The organism is Pseudomonas sp. JQ170C, assembly GCF_035581345.1.
GTDB lineage: Bacteria > Pseudomonadota > Gammaproteobacteria > Pseudomonadales > Pseudomonadaceae > Aquipseudomonas.
Window position 1 is genome coordinate 274,865 of the sequence record NZ_CP141608.1, and the last position, 20,576, is coordinate 295,440.

Genomic DNA, 20,576 nt, shown 5'->3' on the forward strand with positions numbered 1-20,576 from the left:
GGCACGAGTTTAGTGAGTCGGAGGTTTTTTCGTATGACCACTTCGTTGCAACCTGCCTATGCCCTGGTTCCCGGCGCAAACCTGGAAGCCTACGTGCACACGGTCAACAGCATTCCATTGCTGACGCCGGAGCAGGAGCGTGAACTGGCCGAGAGTCTCTACTATGAGCAGAATCTTGAGGCGGCTCGGCAAATGGTGCTCGCCCACCTGCGGTTTGTCGTACATATCGCGCGTAGCTATTCCGGTTACGGGCTGGCCCAGGCTGACCTGATCCAGGAAGGCAACGTTGGCCTGATGAAAGCGGTCAAGCGTTTCAACCCGGAAATGGGTGTACGCCTGGTGTCCTTTGCGGTGCACTGGATCAAGGCCGAAATTCACGAGTTCATCCTGCGTAACTGGCGCATTGTCAAAGTGGCCACCACCAAGGCCCAGCGCAAACTGTTCTTCAACCTGCGCAGCCAGAAAAAACGCCTGGCCTGGCTGAACAACGATGAAGTTCATCGTGTTGCCGAAAGCCTGGGTGTGGAGCCGCGTGAAGTACGCGAGATGGAAAGTCGCCTGACCGGTCAGGACATGGCCTTCGACCCGGCGTCCGAAGCCGACGACGACAGCGCCTTCCAGTCACCGGCCAACTACCTGGAAGACCACCGCTACGACCCGGCGCGTCAGCTTGAGGATGCCGACTGGAGCGACAACTCCACCAGCAACCTGCATGACGCCCTGCAAGGCCTGGACGACCGCAGCCGTGACATCCTCTACCAGCGCTGGCTGGCCGAGGAGAAAGCCACCCTGCATGACCTGGCTGAGAAATACAGTGTTTCGGCTGAGCGGATTCGTCAGCTGGAGAAGAACGCGATGAACAAGGTGAAAGCGTTGATCGCGGTTTGAGTGCAGAGGATCGCGGGTCAAGCCCGCTCCTATATGAAGAAGCCCCGACTTGTCGGGGCTTTTTTATTGCGTCCAGGGTGCCTTGCGCGGGCTTTCGAGCTGGGCCAGGTAGTCGCTGCCACCCAGCTGGCGCATTTGCTGGCGAATCCAGCCGGCGCGCCGAGCTACATAGCTGCTGGGACGGCTGGCGCTCCAGTTCAGCGGGCTGGGCAGCACGGCCGCCAGCAGGCTGGCCTGCTGGCGGCTCAGGCGGCGGGCATCGACACCAAAATGATGCTGCGCCGCCGCCTGGGCACCAAATACCCCTTCGCCCCATTCGGCACTGTTGAGGTAGACCTCAAGAATCCGCTCCTTGGACCACAGCAGCTCGATCAAGGCGGTGAACCAGGCCTCCAGCCCCTTGCGCAACCAGCTGCGACCTGACCAGAGAAACTGGTTCTTGGCCACTTGCTGGCTCAAGGTGCTGGCACCCCGCAACGTACCGCCACGCTCGTTGTGGGCCAGTGCGGCCTGAATGGCGTTGAAATCAAAGCCCCAGTGGTTGGCGAACTTCTGGTCTTCCCCGGCAATCACCGCCACCTTGAGTTCATCGGAAATGTTCTCCCAGGGCTCCCAGTCGCGTTGCAGGTCAATGGGCTGGCCGTTGAACCAGGACTCGACCTTGCGTTCGACCATCAGCGCCGTGCCCGGCGGCGGCACCCAGCGAAACACCAGTACCAGCAGTACGCTGCCAGCGGCAAACCAGAGCAGGGCGCGGGTGAGGCGACGGAAAATGGAAGACAACATAGGTGATGGCTTGGCCGAACCGATGGAGCGGGCCATTATACAGACCCTGTGCTGACTAGGAGTCATCCCATGCTTCGTAGCTTCCTGCTGCTTGCGGCGTTTTTCGGATTCACCGGCGTGGCCCTGGGTGCCTTTGCTGCCCATGGCCTCAAGGGGCGCCTGAGCAGCGAATACCTGGCCATTTTTCACACCGGCGTGACCTATCAGCTGGTCCATGCCCTGGCCCTGCTCGGCGTTGCCGTGCTGGCGACCCAGTTGCCGGGCCGCCTGGTGGGTTGGGCCGGTGGTCTGTTCGCCCTGGGGATCGTGCTGTTCTCCGGTAGCCTGTACCTGCTGACCCTCAGCGGCATCGGCAAGTTGGGCATCATCACGCCCATCGGTGGCCTGGCATTCCTCGGTGGCTGGCTGTGCCTGGGCCTTGCTGCCTGGCGCCTAGGTTGACCCAGCGGTCCAAATCGAGACGAATGGCGATGCTTGGCCTTGGTCGCAGCACCTGATCGGGGCTAGAATGCGGGCCCCTAAAAATAATGGTGGCCGTGCGCATGCGCATTCAATTGAACGGTGAACCCTTCGAGTTGCCCGACGGCGAAAGCGTCGAGGCCCTGCTGACCCGGCTGGACCTTGTCGGGCGCCGCGTCGCAGTAGAGCTCAACCTGGATATCGTGCCGCGTAGCCAGCACGCCGCCACGGCACTGTGCGATGGCGACCAGGTCGAAGTCGTGCATGCCATCGGCGGCGGCTAGGGCCCCAGGATTACCTTGCAAGTCCCTCAACCTTTCAGAGGATTTCCGATGAGCAACCTTCGCAGCGACAAGCCCTTCACTCTGGCCGGCCGTACCTTCCAGTCGCGCCTGCTGGTCGGCACCGGCAAGTACCGTGACCTTGAAGAAACCCGCCTGGCCATCGAGGCTTCGGGTGCCGAGATCGTCACCGTGGCCGTGCGTCGCACCAACATCGGCCAGAACCCGGGCGAGCCGAATCTGCTCGATGTGCTGCCGCCGGATCGCTACACCATCCTGCCGAACACCGCCGGTTGCTACGACGCGGTCGAAGCCGTGCGCACCTGCCGCCTGGCCCGTGAGCTGCTCGACGGCCACAACCTGGTCAAGCTGGAAGTGCTGGCCGACCAGAAAACCCTGTTCCCCAACGTGATCGAAACCCTCAAGGCCGCCGAAGTGCTGGTCAAGGACGGTTTCGACGTGATGGTCTATACCAGCGACGACCCGATCATTGCCCGCCAACTGGCCGAAGCCGGTTGCATTGCCGTGATGCCGCTGGCAGGCCTGATCGGTACCGGCCTGGGCATCTGCAACCCGTACAATCTGCAGATCATCCTTGAAGAATCGAAAGTGCCTGTGCTGGTCGACGCCGGTGTCGGTACTGCATCCGATGCCACCATCGCCATGGAAATGGGCTGTGAGGCGGTGCTGATGAACTCGGCAATCGCCAACGCCCAGCAGCCGATCATGATGGCCGAAGCCATGAAACACGCCATCGTTGCCGGCCGTCTGGCCTACCTCGCCGGGCGTATGCCGAAAAAACTCTATGCCAGCGCCTCGTCGCCGCTGGATGGTCTGATCAAGTAAGAGCCCCTGATGACTGAATCGCAAGAAACGCCGATCTCCCCCGAAGGCGAAGAGCGCCAACACCGCCGCATCAAGAGTTTCGTGATGCGCGCCGGGCGCATGACCGAAGGCCAGCAACGTGGCCTGGAGCAGGGTGGGCCGCTGTTCATCCTGCCGCTGGCCGAGAGCCCGGTGGACTACGACCAGGTATTCGGCCGTTCGGCGCCGCGCACCCTGGAGATCGGTTTCGGCATGGGCCATTCCCTGCTGGAAATGGCCGCTGCCGCGCCTGATCAAGACTTCATCGGTGTCGAAGTACACCGTCCGGGTGTGGGCGCGCTGCTCAACGGCGTACTGACCCAGGGCCTGAAGAACCTGCGGGTGTATGACTGCGATGCCATCGAAGTACTGAACAAGTGCGTGGCCGACAACAGCCTCGATCGCCTGATGCTGTTCTTCCCCGACCCATGGCACAAGAGCCGTCACCACAAGCGTCGTATCGTGCAGCCGGAGTTCGCTGAGCTGGTGCGCAGCAAGCTGAAGGTGGGCGGTGTGTTCCATATGGCCACCGACTGGGAGCCCTATGCCGAATACATGCTGGAGGTGATGAATGTCGCCCCGGGTTATCGCAACCTGGCAGCCGACGGCAAGTGCGTGGAGCGCCCGGCCGAGCGCCCGATCACCAAGTTCGAGCGCCGCGGCGAGCGACTTGGGCATGGGGTGTGGGATTTGAAGTTCGAGAAGCTGGCGTAAGTTGAACTGATCGCGGGGCAAGCCCGCTCCCATTGGAGCGGGCTTGCCCCGCGATCTTTTCAGCTTCAGCGCCGATCAGCTACAACGCCAATCAGCACCAGCACGATCAGCAATACCGGCGCCAACGCATAGTTGTTGAACTGCGCCAGACCGCGCACCACCCAGGGCGTGGCATAGATCAACGCGGCGCCACTGCCGATCATCACCAGCACAGCCATGAACGGCACACGCAAGGCGCCTGCCAGGCCGCCCAGGCGCTGTTCTACCCAGCCTTTGATGTCGGTGCCAAACAGCACCAGCAAGCAGCCTACAAGCGCCAGTGAGATCTCCGACAAGTTGCTGCGACTCCAGCGGGAAACGGTCGAGAGCAGGTCGAGTACCAGGTCCATTCGCAATCCTTAGGTCAAGAAATACTGCAGCAGGTCGTTGAGGAACAACTGGCCTCGCGGGGTGGCGACCAGTCGCGTCGTTTCGACCTGCAATAAGCCTTTTTGTTCGGCCTCGCGCCGTGCGGCAGTGAGTTGCTCCAGCGCCAGTCCTGTGCGCTGGCTGAACAGCTCGACGTCCACGCCCTGGGTCAGGCGCAGGGCGTTCATCAGGAACTCGAACGGCAGTTCGTCCACTGGCAACAGCTTCTCGCCTGCCTTGAAAGCCTTGGCCGGGTTCAGGTAGTCCTTCGGCAGGCGGGTCTTCCAGGTGCGCAGGATGCGTCCGTCCGGATGGCTGAGCTTGCCATGGGCGCCGGCACCGATGCCGATGAAATCGCCGAAACTCCAGTAGTTGAGGTTGTGCCGGGCCGCCCGGCCGGGCTGGGCGTAGGCCGAGACTTCGTACTGGCTGTAGCCGTTGCTGGCCAGCAGGGCCTGGCCGGCTTCCTGGATGTCCCAGAGGATATCGTCTTCAGGGAGCAGTGGTGGCTGGTTCCAGAACACAGTGTTCGGTTCCAGGGTCAACTGGTACCAGGACAGGTGCGTAGGCGCTAGCGCGATGGCCTGGCGCAGGTCGCCCAGGGCGTCGTCCAGGGATTGGTCGGGCAGGCCGTGCATCAGGTCCAGGTTGAAGTTGTCGAAGCCGGCGTTGCGCGCCATGTCGGCAGCGCGAATGGCTTCGTCACCATTGTGGATGCGCCCAAGCGCTTCGAGCTTGGCCTGCTGGAAGCTCTGGATGCCGATCGACAGCCTGTTGATGCCCAGCTGCCGATAGGCCTTGAACTTCTCCTGCTCGAACGTCCCGGGGTTGGCTTCCAGGGTGATTTCGATATCGCTGGCGAACGGAATGCGTTGTTCCACGCCCGCCAGCAAGCGGCCCAGGGCGCGGGCGCTGAACAGGCTGGGGGTGCCGCCACCGAAGAAGATCGAGCTGATCGGGCGGCCGTACACCGCGCCCAGTTCCTGGTCGAGGTCGGCCAGCAGCGCATCGACGTAGGCCTCTTCAGGCAACTCTGGCGTTGCGGCGTGGGAGTTGAAGTCGCAATACGGACACTTGCGCACGCACCAGGGGATGTGGATGTACAGCGCCAGGGGCGGCAGCTGCGGCAAGGCCGCCCGTGGTGTTTGGGAAGTAAAGCCAGCCTCGCCCAGATGCAGTGGCTGTGCCGGCGAACGATCGGTCATGCCAGGCCCAGACGTTGACGCAGCAGGCTCATGGCACGGGCACGGTGGCTGATCTGGTTCTTGTCGGCAGGGCTGAGTTCGGCGCTGGAGCAGTCGCGCTCCGGTACCCAGAACAGGGGATCGTAGCCGAAGCCGTGTTCGCCACTGGCCTGGGTCAGGATACGGCCGTGCCACAGCCCTTCGCAGAGAATCGGCAGCGGGTCGTCGGCATGGCGCACCAGGGCCAGGACGCAGACGAACTGGGCGCCGCGCTCGGCCTCGGGTACATCCTTGAGGGCTTCGAGCAGCTTGGCGTTGTTGGCCGCGTCGCCCTGGCCATCGGCGTAGCGCGCCGAGTAGATACCCGGTGCGCCGCCGAGGAAGTCCACTGCCAGGCCCGAATCGTCGGCCAGCGCCGGCAGGCCGGAGATGCGCGCAGCATTGCGCGCCTTGAGGATGGCGTTCTCGACGAACGACAGGCCGGTCTCGTCCGGCTCTACGCTGCTGAATTCGCCGATGGAGCGCAGTTGCACGGTGTCACCGAGCATGGCCTGCAATTCCTTGAGTTTGCCAGCGTTGTGGCTGGCCAATACGAGTTGCTGGAAAGTCATCATTCGCCTGGGAAAAGCTCTTGGTTGAAGCTGATGGTCTCGGTCTTGCCATCAATGCCAACGTTAATGGTGAAAGTACGGGTTTCCTGTTGTTCAACAGGGTACTGGGCGATGTAGTAGATCGCACCTTGCTCGGTGATCTGCTTGAACTTCAGCGGGACCGAAGCGCTGGTCAGGTCCTTGACGGTGCCGTTGACCTGGGTAACCACGGGCTTGCCGGCCTTGATTACCGACACGTTGATCACGCCCTGGTTCTTGCTGCGGATCAGTTCGGCGGCCTTGGCGGTGTCCGGTTGCAGGAAGGTGGAGATGAAGGTGCTGTAGTGCACCGTCGTGTCCCCGAAGACTTCCTTGCGTTCACCCTTGATGGCATCGGCAGCAACTGCCGATGCGCTCAGGCAGGCAACCAGTAAAAAGCTCAACAAGCGGCGCATGTTCGTTCTCCTCAGCTGATGGTTAGACAGCGACCTTGTGTTCCAGAAGGCCGGGGCTGCTGACACGGTAAATGCCGATCTCCCCTAGAAGATTAGGCCATAGCCTGCTCGCCCACCCGTGGCGGTGCAAGTGGTCGACCGCCAGGCGGTCAAGTACCTGGGCGCGACGCTCGCTGCACAGCGCCTCAAAGTCTTCAAAGGTGCAGAAGTGGATGTTCGGCGTGTTGTACCAGGTATACGGCATGAAGTCGGAAACCGGCATGCGACCTTTGGTCGCCAGGTACCAGCGGCACCGCCAGTGGCCAAAATTGGGGAAGGTGATGATGCACTGGCGACCTACGCGCAGCATTTCGTCGAGGATCCGGTCAGGGTACTCCACGGCCTGCAGGGCCTGGGTCATGACCACCACGTCGAAACTGTTGCTGGCGAAATTGCCCAGGCCCTTGTCCAGGTCCTGCTCGATCACGTTGACGCCCTTGGCCACGCACTGGGCAATGTTGTCGGGGTCGATCTCCAGGCCGTAGCCGGCAACCTGCTTGTTGTCGCGCAGTGAAGCCAGCAGCTCGCCGGTACCACAACCGAGGTCGAGTACCCGGCTCCCGGCGGGGATCCAGTCTTGGATGATTTCCAGGTCGGCTCTCATAGGGTCCTCAGCAGACGATGCGGTTCATGTAGTTCGTGAAACCCGTGATGTAGCGCGGGGTCGGGATCAGGAAGGCATCGTGGCCATAGGGCGAGTCGATATCCAGGTAGCAGACATTCTTGCGCGCGGCGATCAGGGCATCGACGATCTCCCGCGAACGTGCCGGCGAAAAGCGCCAGTCGGTGGTGAACGACATCACGCAGTAGTCCGCCGTGACGTTGGCCAGGGTCGCGGCCAGGTCACCACCGTGGGCGGCGGCCGGGTCGAAGTAGTCCAGGGCCTTGGTCATCAGCAGGTAGGTGTTGGCATCGAAACGTCCGGAGAACTCCTCGCCCTGGTAACGCAGGTAGCTTTCGACCTGGAACTCGACGCTGTGGAAGTCGTAGTTGAGCTTGTCGCTCTTGAGCTCGCGGCCGAATTTCTCGCCCATGGAGTCATCGGACAGGTAGGTGATGTGCCCGACCATGCGCGCCAGCATCAGGCCGCGCTTGGGAATCACGCCGCGGTCCTGGAATGAGCCGCCATGAAACTCAGGGTCGGTAAGGATGGCCTGGCGGGCCACCTCGTTGAAGGCGATGTTCTGTGCCGAGAGCTTGGGTGCCGAGGCGATGTCCAGGCAATGGCGCACGCGATCCGGGTAGGTGATGGTCCATTGCAGTGCCTGCATGCCCCCCAGGCTGCCACCGACCACGGCGGCCCACTGCTGGATGCCCAGGCGATCGGCCAGGCGGGCCTGGCTGTGCACCCAGTCTTCGACGGTCAGCACCGGGAAGTCGGCGCCGTAAGGCTTGCCGGTGACCGGGTTGACGCTGCTGGGGCCGGTGCTGCCGTTGCAGCCGCCAAGGTTGTTCAGGCTGACCACGAAGAAGCGGTTGGTATCGATCGGCTTGCCTGGGCCGATGCAGCTGTCCCACCAACCCGGCTTGCGGTCGTTGGGGCTGTGGTAGCCCGCCGCATGGTGGTGACCGGACAACGCATGGCAGATCAGCACGGCGTTGCTGGCCGAGCTGTTGAGCGTACCGTAGGTTTCGTAGATCAGTTCATAGGATGCCAGCGAGCGGCCGCAGGCCAGTGCCAGGGGCTCGTTGAACTGCGCCAGTTGCGGTGTTACCAGACCGACCGAATCTTCGGGAAAGACAGTGGACATCGACCCTGCTCACGCTTAAATGAGGCGTAAGTCTAAAGACCACTGATGAGTGCGGCAAGGAAAGCATCGCGGGGCAAGTCCGCTCCTACAAACCCTGCAGGAGCGGGGCTTGCCCCGCGAAGCATTCAGCATCAAACCAGCAGGCGCAGCATCTCCGGCATACCGGTCATGGCCGCCAGGTTGTTGATCACCAGCATGTCGATCAGCTTGAGTGCCATGAATGCCAGGATCGGCGAAATGTCCAGGCCACCCAGGTTCGGCAGGAAGCGGCGGAACGGTGCCAGGAACGGATCGCAGATCTGGTTGATCAGCTCGGCGCCCGGGTTGTGGCTGCCCGGTGCGACCCAGGAGAGAATCACGCTGATGATCAGGGCGAAGAAGAAGATCTTCAGGAACAGCGCGGTCACGCCGATGATCGACCAGATCAGCAACTGCACCGGGTTGCCGGTGGTGCCGTAGGCCAGCAGCAGCGTCAGGCCCATGATCAGCATCTGCACGATGATCGCCAGCAGCAGCGAGGACATGTCCAGGCCGAACAGGCTCGGGATGATCCGGCGCATGGGCTTGAGCAGGGGTTGGGTGGCGCGCACGGCGAATTGGCTGAGCGGGTTGTAGAAGTCGGCGCGTACCAGCTGCAGGATGAAGCGCAGCATGATGATCAGCAGGTAGAGGCTGCCCAGGGTTTGCAGGATATAGATGGCAGCGGTGTTCAATCCGATCATGTTCGGCTCCTTAGTTGCCCAGTTGTTCGGCCATCTCGGCCGAGCGATGCGCCGCGGCGCTCAGCGCTTTCTCCACCAGCGCTTCAAATCCATCAGCCTGGAACGACTTGATCGCCGCTTCGGTGGTGCCGGCTGGCGAGGTGACACGGCGGCGCAGTTCGGCGGCGTCGACATCGCTGCTGACGGCCATATGGGCAGCGCCCAGGGCGGTTTGCAGGGTCAGCTTGGCGGCAGTTTCCCGTGACAGGCCGAGTTTTTCGCCGGCGGCGGTCATCGCTTCGATCAGCAGGAAGAAGTACGCAGGGCCGCTGCCGGATACGGCGGTGACGGCGTCGAGCTGTTGCTCGGTGTCCAGCCACAGGGCGATGCCCACCGCCGACAGCAGCTGTTCGGCTTGCTGGCGTTGACTGGCCGAGACCTGGGCCGTGGCGTACAGGCCGCTGACACCCTGGCGCAGCAGGGCCGGGGTATTGGGCATGCAGCGCACGATCGGTTGGGCGCCGAGCCAGTTGTTCATGCTCGCGCAGGTAATGCCGGCAGCGATCGAAACCACCAGTTGCTCAGGCTTGAGGCTGGGCTTGAGGGCCTCGCACACGGTTTTCATGGCCTGTGGCTTGACTGCCAGGACGATAACGTCGGCGCCGTCGATGGCCTGGGCGTTGTCGGCGAACATTTCGATGCCGTGCTCGGCATGGACTTTTGCCCGTTGCTCGGCACCCGGGTCGCTGGCGCGAATCTGCGAAGCGTCCAGGCCCTGGGCGCGCAGGCCGCCGATCAGGCTGGCGGCCATGTTGCCGGCGCCGATAAAGGCAATACGAGTCTTGCTCATGTCAGGTCCTTGAAGGGAAAGGTTGAAAAAGGCATGGGTCAGGGCTGGCCGTAATCGCGGGCGCCAAACAGCGCCGTGCCGATACGGACCCAGGTCGCGCCCTGGGCGATGGCCGCTTCCAGGTCGTGGCTCATGCCCATGGAAAGCGTGTCCAGCCCCAGGTCCAGGCTGGCCTGCAGTTGGCGAACCTGGGCGAAGGCCGCTTCTTGTGCGGCGCGATCGTCGGTGGGCTCGGGAATCGCCATCAACCCGCGCAAACGCAGGCGCGGCAGCGCAACGATGGCGCGGGCCAGGGCCGGGAGTTCGTCCGGGGTGCAGCCGGATTTGCTGGCTTCGCCACTGACATTCACCTGCAGGCAGATGTTCAGCGGTGCCAGGCCATCGGGGCGTTGCTCGGACAGGCGTTGGGCGATTTTCAGGCGGTCCACGGAATGTACCCAGTCAAAATGCTCGGCGATTGCACGCGTCTTGTTCGACTGAATGGGGCCGATGAAGTGCCAGGTCAAGGGCAGGTCGGTCAATTCGCCCTGTTTGTTCAAGGCTTCCTGCAGGTAGTTTTCACCCACGTCACGCACCCCGGCAGCATAGGCCTCACGCACGGCGGCGGCGGGTTTGGTCTTGCTCACTGCCAGCAGGCGGATGTCGGAAGGCTCGCGCCCGGCGGCCTGGGCGGCGGCACGGATGCGTGCGGCAAGCGTGGAAAGGTTGTCTGCTATGGTGGACATTGATCGATGCCAGCGGCTCTTTGGGTCTGCGGCATTCTACCTGCTTGGCAGCCTTTGGGGAGTCTCATGGATGTGACTGAACTGCTGGGCCTGGCCATGAAGGCCGGCGCCTCGGACCTGCACCTGGCCGCAGCGGAGGTGCCAGCGATCCGCCTGGATGGACGAATCCGCCGCCTGTACCTGCCGGTGCTCAGTGCTGAACAGCTGCAGGCGTTGCTTGGGCAATTGATGTCCGAATCGCAGAAACAGGATTTTGAAGCCCAACTGGATATCGACTTTGCAGTCGCGGTGCCGGGACTTGGACGTTTTCGAGTCAATGCGTTCAATCAGTTGCAAGGCCCGGGTGCGGTCCTTCGAGTGGTGGCGAGCAAGGTGAGCAGCTTGGCCGACTTGGGCCTCGGGGATGTGTTTCGCCAGATTGCAGAGTTGTCGTCTGGACTGGTGCTGGTCACCGGGCCCACGGGGTCGGGCAAGTCCACGACCCTGGCGGCCTTGATCGATCACCTGAACCGCGAGCGAGCGCTGCACATCCTGACTCTCGAAGATCCCATCGAATTTATCCACAGCCCGCAACGCAGCCTGATCAGCCAGCGTGAGGTCGGCCGGCACAGTCATGGATTCGCCCAGGCCTTGCGCGCCGCTCTGCGTCAGGACCCGGATGTCATCATGCTGGGCGAACTGCGCGACCCACAAACCATCCGCCTGGCCCTGACGGCCGCCGAGACCGGGCACTTGGTACTGGCGACGGTTCACACCGGCTCGGCTGCAAAGACCATCGACCGTCTGGTGGACGTGTTCGCCGCCGAAGAAAAGCAACTGGTCCGCGCCATGCTGGCCGAAGCGCTGCAGGCGGTGGTGTCACAGGTGTTGGTGGAGCGGGTGGGGGGCGGGCGGGTGGCGGCCCATGAGGTGCTGCTGGCCACGCCGGCGGTGCGCAACCTGGTGCGCGAGGGCAAGGTGGCGCAGTTGTATTCGACGATTCAAACGGGGGGAGCACTGGGTATGCAGACCCTGGACAGTTGCCTGCAGGGGCTGCTCCAGCGTGGGCTGATCAGCCCGGACAGCGCCCGGGAACGGGCGCATGGCAACCTTTAGTGGTTGGAGGCCAGGGCCAATTGCTGGCTCTTTGGCAGGACGCGCTTGGCCACCACGTAGCGGCTGCGCCAGTAGGGCTTGCTCAAGGTGTCGATGCTGACCCGCTTGCCCGTGCGAGGTGCATGGATGAAGCGATCGTTACCCAGGTAAATGGCAACGTGATTCACCCGACGGCTCTTGATGTTGAAGAAGATCAGGTCGCCAGGCTTGAGGTCGTCGCGATCGACTTTAATGCCGTGGCCCTGGGCCATGGCATTGGAGGTGCGGGGCAAGTCGACTTCTTCAACTTCATGGAAGGCGTACTTGACCAGGCCGCTGCAGTCGAAGCCCTTGCTTGGGCTGCTGCCACCCCAGCGGTATGGGGTGCCCAGTACATTGACGGCGCGGCTGAGCACATCGCTGCTCTGCTGGGGCGACATCGACGCCACCGGCAGGCTTGGCTTGCTTGCGCGAGTGCGGTTCTGGACTTTGGGGGTGACGTTCTTGGTGGAACGCACAGCCGATGAATTTGTGGTGTACCCGGAAAAGCCGTTGGGTAAACGTTGCTCACGGTTGGTGGCGTGGGCGGCCAGTGGCAATAATAGGCAAAGGGTCAGCCATGTCTTGAAAAGAGGACGCATAGGCAGGGCTCTTGTTGGTTAGCGCGCAACTTTATAACAGCTTTTTGATCAATTTTTGATCCGTTGGTCGATTGCAACGGCCTTGAAAACCGGCCACATTGCAGCAAAAAAACGCTATCAAGCGGCGCAGCCCAGGCGGGGCAAGCCTTTGCGCGCGGCAAGCGGGCCAAATGCCACACGTCGGCTCGCCACAATAAAGTCACATTTTTTCTTAGAAAATTTTCCGATAACCCTCAGAGGCTATGAATGAACAGTTATCAACAGGACGGACAGCTGCATGACACTCACAGCAAAGTGATTGGCTATCTGCTGTGGATTTTGGGCTTTACCGGCGCTCACCGCTTTTATTACGGCAAGCCGGTCACCGGTACGATCTGGTTCTTCACCCTGGGCCTGCTGGGCATCGGCTGGCTGATCGACCTGTTCCTGATCCCGGCCATGGATCGCGAGGCCGATCTGCGCTTTCACGCTGGCCCGCTGGACTACAGCCTGTCGTGGATCCTGCTGACTTTCCTGGGCGTGTTTGGCGTGCACCGCATGTACCAGGGCAAATGGATCACCGGGATCCTCTACCTGTTCACGGGTGGGTTGTTTCTGGTGGGGGTCTTGTACGACTTCTGGACGCTGAACACCCAGGTGTCGTTGGCCAACGCACAGCGGCGTTGAAAGAACTGCGGCCTTGTCGATGTCGACAAGGCCGCAGGCAGTTTTACTGGCGGGTCTGGCGCTGCTGCAACAGCAAGTTGCTGAAGCCGCTGCCGGCCAGTTGCTTCTGGGCGACGGTCAACTGTTCACGGTTGCTGAACGGGCCGACCAGTACGCGGTACCAGGTTTCATCCTTCACGGTACCGGACTCCACCTTCACCGCCTGCCCGAGCAGAATGATCTGCGCGCGCACCTTGTCGGCATCGGCCTGCTTGCGGAACGAACCTGCCTGCAGGAAGAACTGGGTGGTTGCCGCAGGCTTGATGACCGGTGGCGCTGGGGGTGGCGTCTGCCCCATCAGCGCCGCCTGGGCACGGGCGGTGTCGATCTTCGCGGCCTCGGCCGGGGTGACCGGAGGCTGCGCCGGCACCGGCGGGGTTTTCTCCGGTACGGCTTCAGGCGGCACGATCACTTCAGACTCGGGCAGCAAGGTATAGAAGTCGTACTTGGGCTTGACCGGCTGTTGCGGGCTTGGCGCGGTCTTGTTGGCTTCAGCGACCTTTTCGGCCTTGTGCTGCTCGGGCTTGGTGCGCTTGACCTCTTCGTTGCCAGGCTCAAGCTTCATCAGGAAAACCACGAAGGCGCCGACGCTCAGGCCAATCGCCAGCCACAGCCAACCCGGGATCGGTTGCTTGGCAGGTGGCTGGTAGCGACTGGCGCCGCGCTTGGGTGCGGGTTTTTTCTTGGCAGCCAACTTACATACGCTCCAGGGTTTCCAGGCCGAGCAGTTCCAGACCTTGCTTGAGGGTGCGACCGGTCAGGGCAGCCAGGCGCAGGCGGCTCTGCATTTGCTCCGGGGTGTCGGCGGCCAGGATCGGGCAGTTCTCGTAGAAGCTGGAGAACAGGCCGGCCACGTCGTAGAGGTAGGCGCACAGTACGTGCGGGGTGCCTTTTTCGGCGACGTTGTTCAGGATCTCGCCGAACTGGGCCAGGCGTGCGGCCAGGTCCTGCTCTTGCGCCGCTTGCAGAATGATCTGGCCGTCGACTTCATCGAAGCTTTTGCCCAGCTTGCGGAACACGCCGGCAACCCGGGTGTAGGCATACAGCAGGTACGGTGCGGTGTTGCCTTCAAAGTTGAGCATCAGCTCGAAGTTAAAGCTGTAGTCGCTGGTGCGGTGCTTGGACAGGTCGGCGTACTTGACCGCGCCGATGCCGACCACTTCGCCGATGGCGCGCAGTTCGTCTTCGGCAAGCTCGGGGTTCTTCTCCTTGACCAGGGCGTAGGCACGCTCCTTGGCTTCGGTGAGCAGGTCGATCAGCTTGACGGTGCCACCGTCACGGGTCTTGAACGGGCGGCCATCGGCGCCGTTCATGGTGCCGAAGCCCATGTGCTCCATTTGCATCGGGTGGCCGACGAAGCCTGCCAGGCGAGCTACTTCAAACACCTGGTTGAAGTGCAGGGCCTGACGCTGGTCGACGAAATACAGGGCGCGGTCAGCCTTGAGCACGTTGCTGCGGTAGCGCACGGCGGCAAGGTCAGTGGTGGCGTACAGGTAGCCGCCGTCGGCCTTCTGCACGATCACAGGCAGAGGTTCACCCTCGGCGGTCTTGAAGTCGTCGAGGAACACGCACTGGGCGCCCTTGCTTTCGACCAGCATGCCTTTGGCCTTGAGGTCGGCGACCACGTTGGCCAGGTCGTCGTTATAGGCGCTCTCGCCCATGACGTCGGCCATGGTCAGCTTGACGTTGAGCAGCTCGTAGGTCTTCTGGCAGTGGGACAGGGAGATGTCCTTGAAGCGGGTCCACAGCTTCAGGCATTCCTCGTCGCCGGCCTGCAGCTTGACCACCAGGCCGCGGGCACGGTCGGCGAATTCTTCGGACTCGTCGAAGCGCTTCTTCGCGGCACGGTAGAAGTTCTCCAGGTCCGACAGCTCGTCGCTGGTGATCGGGTTTTCCTGAAGGTAGGCCATCAGCATGCCGAACTGGGTACCCCAGTCGCCAACGTGGTTCTGGCGAATCACGGTGTCGCCGAGAAACTCCAGTACGCGCGAGACGGCATCACCGATGATGGTCGAGCGCAGGTGGCCGACGTGCATCTCTTTGGCAAGGTTGGGCGCCGAGAGGTCGACTACAACCTTCTGCTGCGGGCCGGCCTTTTGCACGCCCAGCTTGGCATCGGCCAGGGCGGCGTCGAGGCGGGCAGCCAGGGCCTGGGTGTTCTGGAAGAAGTTCAAGAAGCCTGGGCCGGCGATCTCGACCTTGCTGACCTGCGGGTCGGCAGGCAGGGCGTTGATGATTTTCTCGGCCAGGTCACGAGGTTTCATGCCTGCAGGCTTGGCCAGCATCATCGCGATGTTGCTGGCGAAATCGCCGTGGGTCTTGTCCCGGGCGTTTTCTACCTGGATCGCCGGCGTCAGCCCTTCAGGCAGCACACCGTCGGTGACGAGTTGGGTGAGGGCTTGCTGGATCAGCTGGCGAATGGTGTCTTTCATGGGCTTCTCTTTCGACCGCAAGCGCGGCGGCGCTTCGATGCGCAGGTGGAAAAACTGAACATTATCCGTTGCCGGGGCGGGGTTGCCAACCTTTGGGGGATTTGCGGTGTCGGGATCGCGGGGCGAGCCCGCTTCTGCAGATCAATAAAGGTCTACAGGGTCCACATCCAACGACCAGCGCACCTGTCGCCCGGACGGCATCTGCTCCAACAGTAGCAACCAGGCACTGATCAGTCGATGCAAAGGCGCCCGGGCATTGGCCTGGAGCAATAGTTGTGCACGAAAACGTCCCGCGCGTCGTTCCATGGGCGCTGGCACCGGGCCGAGCAGTTCAATGCCGTGCAGGTTGTGCTCGGCCAGCAGCTGTTCGGCAGCGCTGCAGGCTTCGTCGAGAAAACCTTCGGCTTGCCCGGGCTTGTGTGCTTCGGCGCGCAGCAGGGCCAGATGGGCAAAGGGCGGCAGCCCGGCGGCGCGGCGCTCGCTCAGGGCCTGTTCGGCGAAGGCGAAGTAGCCCTGTTCGGTCAGTTGCACCAGCAGTGGATGGTCGGCCAGGTGGGTCTGGATGATTACCTTGCCCGGCTCTTCGGCACGGCCGGCGCGGCCGGCAACCTGGACGATCATCTGCGCCATGCGCTCGCTGGCGCGAAAATCGCCGGAGAACAAACCGCCGTCCGCATCCAGGATCGACACCAGGGTCACCCGTGGGAAGTGATGACCTTTGGCGAGCATCTGGGTGCCCACCAGGATGCACGGCTGGCCGCGCTGGATGGTGGCGAACAACTGGTTCATGGCGTCTTTGCGCGAGGTGCTGTCGCGGTCCACGCGTAACACGGGGTAGTCCGGGAACAGAATGCTCAGGCGCTCTTCGGCGCGCTCGGTGCCGGCACCCACCGGCCGCAGGTCGACCTTGTTGCACTGTGGGCACTGGCGCGGCACGCGCTCGTCGTAGCCGCAGTGGTGGCAGCGCAGTTCGTTGGAGCGCTGGTGCACGGTCATGCGCGCATCACAACGCGGGCACTCGGACATCCAGCCGCAGTCATGGCACAACAAGGTCGGGGCGAACCCGCGTCGGTTGAGGAACACCAGCACTTGCTGGCCGGCGGCGAGGGTCTGGCCGATGGCCTGTTGCATGGGCCCGCTGATGCCGCTGTCCAGGGGCCTGCTCTTGACGTCCAGGCGCAGGAAGCGCGGTTGCTTGGCGCCACCGGCGCGGTGATTGAGGCGCAGCAGGCCATAGCGGCCGGTGTAGGCGTTATGCAGGCTTTCCAGTGAAGGTGTCGCCGATCCGAGCAGGATCGGGATGTTTTCCTGGCGGGCGCGCACCAGGGCCAGGTCGCGGGCGTGGTAGCGCAGGCCTTCCTGCTGTTTGTAGGAGCCGTCGTGCTCTTCGTCGATGATGATCAGCCCCGGGTGCTTCATCGGAGTGAACAGCGCCGAGCGGGTGCCGATGATGATGTCGGCTTCGCCATCGCGGGCTGCCAGCCAGGCATCCAGGCGCTCGCGGTCGTTGACGGCCGAGTGCAGCAGGGCAATGCGGGCATTGAAGCGTTGCTCGAAGCGCGCCAGGGTCTGCGGCCCGAGGTTGATCTCCGGGATCAGGATCAATGCCTGCTTGCCGGCCTCCAGGGTTTCGCGGATCAGTTGCAGGTAGACCTCGGTCTTGCCGCTGCCGGTGACCCCCGCCAGGAGGAACGCATGAAAGCTGTCAAAACCCGAGCGCACGGCATTGAACGCGGCCCGCTGCTCTTCGTTCAGGGGCAGTTCCGGTTGGGCCAGCCAGTGTTCATGACGCTCCTGGGGCAGGTGCCGGCGTACTTCGACCTGAACCAGCTCCTTGGCCAGCAGCAGGTCGAGGCTGTCCTTGCTCAACATCAGTTTGCTCAACAAGGCATGGGCGACGCCGTGGGGGTGCTGTGCCAGGGTCGCCAGCGCCTCGCGCTGGCGCGGCGCGCGGGCGATGCGCGGGTCGTCCAGGCGCGCCCCCGGGGCTATCTGCCAGAAGCGCTCCTGGCGTGCCTCGGCCGGCTCGCCCTGGCGCAGCAGCACCGGCAGGGCCCAGCTCAGGGTGTCGCCTAGGCTGTGCTGGTAGTACTGGGCGGTCCAGAGGCAGAGCTTGAACAGGGGGGCAGGTAGCGGCGAGACCGGGTCGAGCAGGGCGATCGCCGGCTTGAGCTTGTCGGCCGGGACCTCGCTCTTGTCGGCGACCTCGATCAGGATGCCGATCATTTCCCGGCGCCCGAACGGAACACGGATGCGCATGCCCGGGGTCAGAGCCTGGCGCGCCATGCTTGCCGGAGCCCTGTAGTCGAACAGTCGCCGCAGGGGCGAGGGCAGGGCGAGGCGCAGAATGACGTCGGACACGCGAAGAGTTCTCTGAAGGGGATTTCCAAGACCCGGCGAGCCTAGCAGACGACAGCCGGTGTAAGCGACAACTTGCGTTGACAGCATGCTCTGGTATTATTCGCCGCCTAATTACGTGCGGTATTCAACAATGGTGTTGGGTGGCGGCACGCAGTCGAGGAAGTGACCATGAAGCCAGAAATTCACCCGAATTATGAAGTAGTCGCAGTCACCTGCAGCTGCGGTAACAAGTTTGAAACTCGTTCCACCCTGTGCGCTCCACTGGGTACCGACGTATGCAACGAGTGCCACCCGTTCTACACCGGTAAGCAGAAGACTCTGGACACCGGCGGCCGCGTCAAGCGCTTCGAAGATCGCTTCGCAGCGTTCGGCAAGAAGTAAGATTGCGCATCGCTGGCCCCATGGGCTTGGCAATGCTGCTGAAAAAGGCGTCCCTTGTGGGCGCCTTTTTTATGGGCGTCATTTGGCAGTTGCCAGCGCACGCCTTCTGCCCGACCCCGGCCGATCCCCAGCGCGTGGGCGTGAGTCAGGTGGTCGATGGCGATACCGTGCGTCTGGTGGATGGGCGCAGTGTGCGCCTGATTGGTATCAATGCACCGGAAATCGGCCGCAAGGGCCGAACCAGCGAACCCTTCGCCGAAGCCGCCCGGCAACGCTTGCAGGCCCTGGTCAAGGCCAGCGGGGGTGAGGTCGGGCTGGTGCCGGGGGTCGAGTCCAGAGACAAGTATGGCCGTACCCTGGCCCATATCTATGGCCGCTCTGGCGACAATTTTGAAGCACAACTGCTCAGCGAAGGGCTCGGCTATCACGTGGCGGTGGCGCCGAACGTCAGCCTCACTGGCTGTCAGCAGCAGGCCGAACGCGCCGCTCGGCAGATGAAGGTCGGGCTCTGGCGGCAAACCCCAGTGATTCCGGCGGCGCAGGTGCAAAACTCCGGTTTTGCGCTGATCGGCGGAAAAGTCAAAGGCATCGAGCGTAATCGCGGGGGTATCTGGATCGAAATCGACAACGCACTGGTTGTTCAGGTGCCAGCCCGGCTGCAGCGCAACTTTCCCTCTTCCTTCTTTGATGGCTTGAAAGGCAGCAGCGTCGAAGTGCGCGGTTGGGTGCTGGATCGTTCCCGCAAAGGCGGCCTGAAAGCCGGGCAAAAGCGCTGGCTGCTGCCATTGACCGATCCAACGATGCTGGAACGGGTCAAAAGATAAAAAATTGTGGACATTTTTTTGTACGATTGTACACATTGAAACCCTTGCAGGCTGCGGCTCTTGGCGGAAAGTCGTAGGTTAAAGGCCTTGACACAAGTGACCGGGCAGTCTTGTCGGCCCTTTGCTCTTTGCGTATCCTCGGCGGTCCGTCAGAACAGTAAATAGCGGAATGCCCACCATGTCAGATTTGAAAACTGCCGCTCTCGAATACCATGCTCAGCCTCGTCCGGGGAAACTGAGCGTCGAGCTCACCAAACCTACCGCGACTGCTCGCGACCTGGCGCTGGCCTACAGCCCCGGCGTGGCCGAGCCGGTACGTGAAATTGGTCGCGATCCGGAGCTGGCCTACAAGTACACCGGCAAGGGCAATCTGGTAGCAGTCATTTCCGACGGCACCGCCATTCTCGGCCTGGGTAACCTCGGCCCACTGGCCTCCAAGCCAGTCATGGAAGGCAAGGGTGTTCTGTTCAAGCGTTTCGCCGGTATTGACGTGTTCGACATCGAAGTCGACTCCGAAAGCCCGCAAGCCTTCATCGACACCGTCAAGCGTATTTCCATCACCTTCGGTGGCATCAACCTGGAAGACATCAAGGCACCTGAGTGCTTCGAGATCGAGCGCGCCCTGATTGAACAGTGCGACATCCCGGTATTCCACGATGACCAGCACGGTACCGCGATCGTGACCGCTGCCGGCATGATCAACGCCCTGGAAATCGCTGGCAAAACCCTGTCCGACGCCAAGATCGTCTGCCTGGGTGCCGGTGCTGCCGCCATCTCCTGCATGAAACTGCTGGTGAGCATGGGTGCGCAGATCGAGAACATCTTCATGGTTGACCGTACTGGCGTGATCCACGCTGGCCGTGACGACCTGAACCAGTACAAGGCGGTCTTCGCCCATGCTACCGACAAGCGCACCCTGGCCGATGCCCTGGAAGGCGCTGACGTGTTCGTCGGCCTGTCCGGTCCGAACCTGCTGAGCCCTGAAGGCCTGAAGTCGATGGCGCCAAACCCAATCGTCTTCGCCTGCTCCAACCCGGATCCGGAAATCTCCCCGGAACTGGCTCACGCTACCCGTAGCGACGTGATCATGGCCACCGGTCGTTCCGACTACCCGAACCAGGTCAACAACGTACTGGGCTTCCCGTTCATCTTCCGTGGTGCCCTGGACGTTCGCGCCAAGCGCATCAACGAAGAGATGAAGATTGCTGCGGCCAACGCCCTGAAAGACCTGGCCAAGCTGCCAGTACCGAAGGAAGTCTGTGCAGCCTACGGCGTGGACGCGCTGGAATTCGGTCGTGAGTACATCATTCCGAAGCCAATGGATGCTCGCCTGATCACCGTCGTCTCCGACGCCGTGGCCAAGGCTGCGATCGAGACTGGCGTTGCAACCCTGCCGTATCCGAAGAACTACCCGCTCAAGAGCGTGGATGACGTGTTCAACGGCTAAGCCGTTGTAGCGTTGT

At 62.5% G+C, this 20,576-nt stretch carries 24 protein-coding genes; 10 read left to right on the forward strand and 14 right to left on the reverse strand.

Annotated elements, in window-relative coordinates; all coding sequences use genetic code 11:
• The first annotated feature begins 33 nt into the window (after nucleotides 1–33).
• Nucleotides 34–888 carry an RNA polymerase sigma factor RpoH gene (gene rpoH, locus U9R80_RS01190; RefSeq protein ID WP_301838554.1) on the forward strand — a complete coding sequence of 285 codons (855 nt, stop codon included), beginning with the start codon at nucleotides 34–36 and terminating at the stop codon, nucleotides 886–888.
• Nucleotides 889–951: 63 nt separating this feature from the next.
• Here the strand turns inward: rpoH and mtgA are convergent, their stop codons facing one another.
• The gene (gene mtgA, locus U9R80_RS01195) at nucleotides 952–1,710 is read right to left on the reverse strand and encodes a monofunctional biosynthetic peptidoglycan transglycosylase (protein WP_301838553.1); all 759 of its coding nucleotides are present in this window, start codon (nucleotides 1,708–1,710) and stop codon (nucleotides 952–954) included.
• A 33-nt stretch (nucleotides 1,711–1,743) separates the two neighbouring features.
• Between mtgA and U9R80_RS01200 the strand changes: the two genes are divergently transcribed.
• The 4 genes from U9R80_RS01200 to trmB all read left to right on the forward strand — a co-directional run bounded on the left by U9R80_RS01200 (nucleotide 1,744) and on the right by trmB (nucleotide 3,992).
• Nucleotides 1,744–2,115: a DUF423 domain-containing protein gene (locus U9R80_RS01200; protein ID WP_301838552.1), complete on the forward strand. Its 372-nt coding sequence runs from the start codon at nucleotides 1,744–1,746 to the stop codon at nucleotides 2,113–2,115.
• 101 nt (nucleotides 2,116–2,216) lie between these two features.
• Nucleotides 2,217–2,417, forward strand: a complete 201-nt coding sequence (thiS, locus tag U9R80_RS01205) for a sulfur carrier protein ThiS (protein ID WP_301838550.1) — start codon at nucleotides 2,217–2,219, stop codon at nucleotides 2,415–2,417.
• 48 nt (nucleotides 2,418–2,465) lie between these two features.
• Nucleotides 2,466–3,260, forward strand: a complete 795-nt coding sequence (locus U9R80_RS01210) for a thiazole synthase (protein WP_038615579.1) — start codon at nucleotides 2,466–2,468, stop codon at nucleotides 3,258–3,260.
• A 9-nt stretch (nucleotides 3,261–3,269) separates the two neighbouring features.
• A complete protein-coding gene (gene trmB / locus U9R80_RS01215; RefSeq protein ID WP_301838548.1) occupies nucleotides 3,270–3,992 on the forward strand; it encodes a tRNA (guanosine(46)-N7)-methyltransferase TrmB in 723 nt (240 codons plus the stop codon).
• A gap of 65 nt (nucleotides 3,993–4,057) precedes the next feature.
• Here trmB and U9R80_RS01220 read toward each other — a convergent pair whose 3' ends face one another.
• The 9 genes from U9R80_RS01220 to U9R80_RS01260 form a co-directional block, all read right to left on the reverse strand.
• Nucleotides 4,058–4,381 (reverse strand): DUF3392 domain-containing protein, encoded by a 324-nt coding sequence (locus U9R80_RS01220; RefSeq protein WP_028943907.1) that lies wholly within the window; start codon nucleotides 4,379–4,381, stop codon nucleotides 4,058–4,060.
• Nucleotides 4,382–4,390: 9 nt separating this feature from the next.
• Nucleotides 4,391–5,605, reverse strand: coding sequence for a radical SAM family heme chaperone HemW (gene hemW / locus U9R80_RS01225; protein WP_301838547.1), 1,215 nt, complete (start codon nucleotides 5,603–5,605; stop codon nucleotides 4,391–4,393).
• Nucleotides 5,602–6,198, reverse strand: coding sequence for an RdgB/HAM1 family non-canonical purine NTP pyrophosphatase (rdgB, locus tag U9R80_RS01230; protein ID WP_301838546.1), 597 nt, complete (start codon nucleotides 6,196–6,198; stop codon nucleotides 5,602–5,604). The genes hemW and rdgB overlap by 4 nt, the downstream gene beginning before the upstream one ends.
• Nucleotides 6,195–6,629 (reverse strand): DUF4426 domain-containing protein, encoded by a 435-nt coding sequence (locus U9R80_RS01235; protein WP_301838544.1) that lies wholly within the window; start codon nucleotides 6,627–6,629, stop codon nucleotides 6,195–6,197. Before U9R80_RS01235 ends, rdgB begins: the two co-directional genes overlap by 4 nt.
• Nucleotides 6,630–6,651: 22 nt before the next feature.
• Nucleotides 6,652–7,272, reverse strand: a complete 621-nt coding sequence (gene metW / locus U9R80_RS01240) for a methionine biosynthesis protein MetW (RefSeq protein WP_028943911.1) — start codon at nucleotides 7,270–7,272, stop codon at nucleotides 6,652–6,654.
• A gap of 7 nt (nucleotides 7,273–7,279) precedes the next feature.
• Nucleotides 7,280–8,419 (reverse strand): homoserine O-succinyltransferase MetX, encoded by a 1,140-nt coding sequence (gene metX / locus U9R80_RS01245; RefSeq protein WP_028943912.1) that lies wholly within the window; start codon nucleotides 8,417–8,419, stop codon nucleotides 7,280–7,282.
• Between the two features lie 131 nt (nucleotides 8,420–8,550).
• Nucleotides 8,551–9,141 (reverse strand): YggT family protein, encoded by a 591-nt coding sequence (locus U9R80_RS01250; protein ID WP_301838541.1) that lies wholly within the window; start codon nucleotides 9,139–9,141, stop codon nucleotides 8,551–8,553.
• Nucleotides 9,142–9,151: 10 nt separating this feature from the next.
• Nucleotides 9,152–9,970 (reverse strand): pyrroline-5-carboxylate reductase, encoded by an 819-nt coding sequence (gene proC / locus U9R80_RS01255; RefSeq protein WP_301838540.1) that lies wholly within the window; start codon nucleotides 9,968–9,970, stop codon nucleotides 9,152–9,154.
• Nucleotides 9,971–10,008: 38 nt separating this feature from the next.
• Nucleotides 10,009–10,695, reverse strand: coding sequence for a YggS family pyridoxal phosphate-dependent enzyme (locus U9R80_RS01260; RefSeq protein ID WP_301838539.1), 687 nt, complete (start codon nucleotides 10,693–10,695; stop codon nucleotides 10,009–10,011).
• Nucleotides 10,696–10,761: 66 nt separating this feature from the next.
• Between U9R80_RS01260 and U9R80_RS01265 the strand changes: the two genes are divergently transcribed.
• On the forward strand, nucleotides 10,762–11,790 hold the full coding sequence (locus tag U9R80_RS01265; protein WP_301838538.1) for a type IV pilus twitching motility protein PilT: 1,029 nt from the start codon (nucleotides 10,762–10,764) through the stop codon (nucleotides 11,788–11,790).
• Here U9R80_RS01265 and U9R80_RS01270 read toward each other — a convergent pair.
• Complete coding sequence (locus tag U9R80_RS01270) at nucleotides 11,787–12,410, reverse strand: C40 family peptidase (protein ID WP_301838536.1); 624 nt, start codon at nucleotides 12,408–12,410, stop codon at nucleotides 11,787–11,789. The genes U9R80_RS01265 and U9R80_RS01270 overlap by 4 nt on opposite strands.
• Before the next feature lie 246 nt (nucleotides 12,411–12,656).
• Between U9R80_RS01270 and U9R80_RS01275 the strand changes: the two genes are divergently transcribed.
• Nucleotides 12,657–13,076, forward strand: coding sequence for a TM2 domain-containing protein (locus tag U9R80_RS01275; RefSeq protein WP_301838535.1), 420 nt, complete (start codon nucleotides 12,657–12,659; stop codon nucleotides 13,074–13,076).
• A 43-nt stretch (nucleotides 13,077–13,119) separates the two neighbouring features.
• Here U9R80_RS01275 and U9R80_RS01280 read toward each other — a convergent pair whose 3' ends face one another.
• From U9R80_RS01280 to U9R80_RS01290, 3 genes are all read right to left on the reverse strand, one after another.
• Nucleotides 13,120–13,809: an SPOR domain-containing protein gene (locus tag U9R80_RS01280; RefSeq protein ID WP_028943919.1), complete on the reverse strand. Its 690-nt coding sequence runs from the start codon at nucleotides 13,807–13,809 to the stop codon at nucleotides 13,120–13,122.
• A gap of 1 nt (nucleotide 13,810) precedes the next feature.
• A complete protein-coding gene (gene argS / locus U9R80_RS01285) occupies nucleotides 13,811–15,547 on the reverse strand; it encodes an arginine--tRNA ligase (RefSeq protein ID WP_301838533.1) in 1,737 nt (578 codons plus the stop codon).
• Between the two features lie 141 nt (nucleotides 15,548–15,688).
• A complete protein-coding gene (locus U9R80_RS01290; protein WP_301838531.1) occupies nucleotides 15,689–17,908 on the reverse strand; it encodes a primosomal protein N' in 2,220 nt (739 codons plus the stop codon).
• Between the two features lie 168 nt (nucleotides 17,909–18,076).
• On the opposite strand from U9R80_RS01290, the gene rpmE reads away from it, so the two are divergent.
• The 3 genes from rpmE (at nucleotide 18,077) to U9R80_RS01305 (ending at nucleotide 20,560) form a co-directional block, all read left to right on the forward strand.
• Entirely contained in the window at nucleotides 18,077–18,289 is a 213-nt protein-coding gene (gene rpmE, locus U9R80_RS01295; protein ID WP_107024884.1) for a 50S ribosomal protein L31, read from the forward strand.
• A gap of 2 nt (nucleotides 18,290–18,291) precedes the next feature.
• On the forward strand, nucleotides 18,292–19,113 hold the full coding sequence (locus U9R80_RS01300) for a thermonuclease family protein (RefSeq protein ID WP_301838529.1): 822 nt from the start codon (nucleotides 18,292–18,294) through the stop codon (nucleotides 19,111–19,113).
• A gap of 178 nt (nucleotides 19,114–19,291) precedes the next feature.
• Entirely contained in the window at nucleotides 19,292–20,560 is a 1,269-nt protein-coding gene (locus U9R80_RS01305) for a malic enzyme-like NAD(P)-binding protein (RefSeq protein ID WP_301838528.1), read from the forward strand.
• Nucleotides 20,561–20,576 lie beyond the last annotated feature (16 nt).

Bases quoted from the DNA above. Each gene is read 5' to 3' on its own strand.
- rpoH (WP_301838554.1), top strand. From the start codon at position 34: ATGACCACTTCGTTGCAACCTGCCTATGCCCTGGTTCCCGGCGCAAAC.
- mtgA (WP_301838553.1), bottom strand. From the start codon at position 1,710: ATGGCCCGCTCCATCGGTTCGGCCAAGCCATCACCTATGTTGTCTTCC.
- U9R80_RS01200 (WP_301838552.1), top strand. From the start codon at position 1,744: ATGCTTCGTAGCTTCCTGCTGCTTGCGGCGTTTTTCGGATTCACCGGC.
- thiS (WP_301838550.1), top strand. From the start codon at position 2,217: ATGCGCATTCAATTGAACGGTGAACCCTTCGAGTTGCCCGACGGCGAA.
- U9R80_RS01210 (WP_038615579.1), top strand. From the start codon at position 2,466: ATGAGCAACCTTCGCAGCGACAAGCCCTTCACTCTGGCCGGCCGTACC.
- trmB (WP_301838548.1), top strand. From the start codon at position 3,270: ATGACTGAATCGCAAGAAACGCCGATCTCCCCCGAAGGCGAAGAGCGC.
- U9R80_RS01220 (WP_028943907.1), bottom strand. From the start codon at position 4,381: ATGGACCTGGTACTCGACCTGCTCTCGACCGTTTCCCGCTGGAGTCGC.
- hemW (WP_301838547.1), bottom strand. From the start codon at position 5,605: ATGACCGATCGTTCGCCGGCACAGCCACTGCATCTGGGCGAGGCTGGC.
- rdgB (WP_301838546.1), bottom strand. From the start codon at position 6,198: ATGATGACTTTCCAGCAACTCGTATTGGCCAGCCACAACGCTGGCAAA.
- U9R80_RS01235 (WP_301838544.1), bottom strand. From the start codon at position 6,629: ATGCGCCGCTTGTTGAGCTTTTTACTGGTTGCCTGCCTGAGCGCATCG.
- metW (WP_028943911.1), bottom strand. From the start codon at position 7,272: ATGAGAGCCGACCTGGAAATCATCCAAGACTGGATCCCCGCCGGGAGC.
- metX (WP_028943912.1), bottom strand. From the start codon at position 8,419: ATGTCCACTGTCTTTCCCGAAGATTCGGTCGGTCTGGTAACACCGCAA.
- U9R80_RS01250 (WP_301838541.1), bottom strand. From the start codon at position 9,141: ATGATCGGATTGAACACCGCTGCCATCTATATCCTGCAAACCCTGGGC.
- proC (WP_301838540.1), bottom strand. From the start codon at position 9,970: ATGAGCAAGACTCGTATTGCCTTTATCGGCGCCGGCAACATGGCCGCC.
- U9R80_RS01260 (WP_301838539.1), bottom strand. From the start codon at position 10,695: ATGTCCACCATAGCAGACAACCTTTCCACGCTTGCCGCACGCATCCGT.
- U9R80_RS01265 (WP_301838538.1), top strand. From the start codon at position 10,762: ATGGATGTGACTGAACTGCTGGGCCTGGCCATGAAGGCCGGCGCCTCG.
- U9R80_RS01270 (WP_301838536.1), bottom strand. From the start codon at position 12,410: ATGCGTCCTCTTTTCAAGACATGGCTGACCCTTTGCCTATTATTGCCA.
- U9R80_RS01275 (WP_301838535.1), top strand. From the start codon at position 12,657: ATGAACAGTTATCAACAGGACGGACAGCTGCATGACACTCACAGCAAA.
- argS (WP_301838533.1), bottom strand. From the start codon at position 15,547: ATGAAAGACACCATTCGCCAGCTGATCCAGCAAGCCCTCACCCAACTC.
- rpmE (WP_107024884.1), top strand. From the start codon at position 18,077: ATGAAGCCAGAAATTCACCCGAATTATGAAGTAGTCGCAGTCACCTGC.
- U9R80_RS01305 (WP_301838528.1), top strand. From the start codon at position 19,292: ATGTCAGATTTGAAAACTGCCGCTCTCGAATACCATGCTCAGCCTCGT.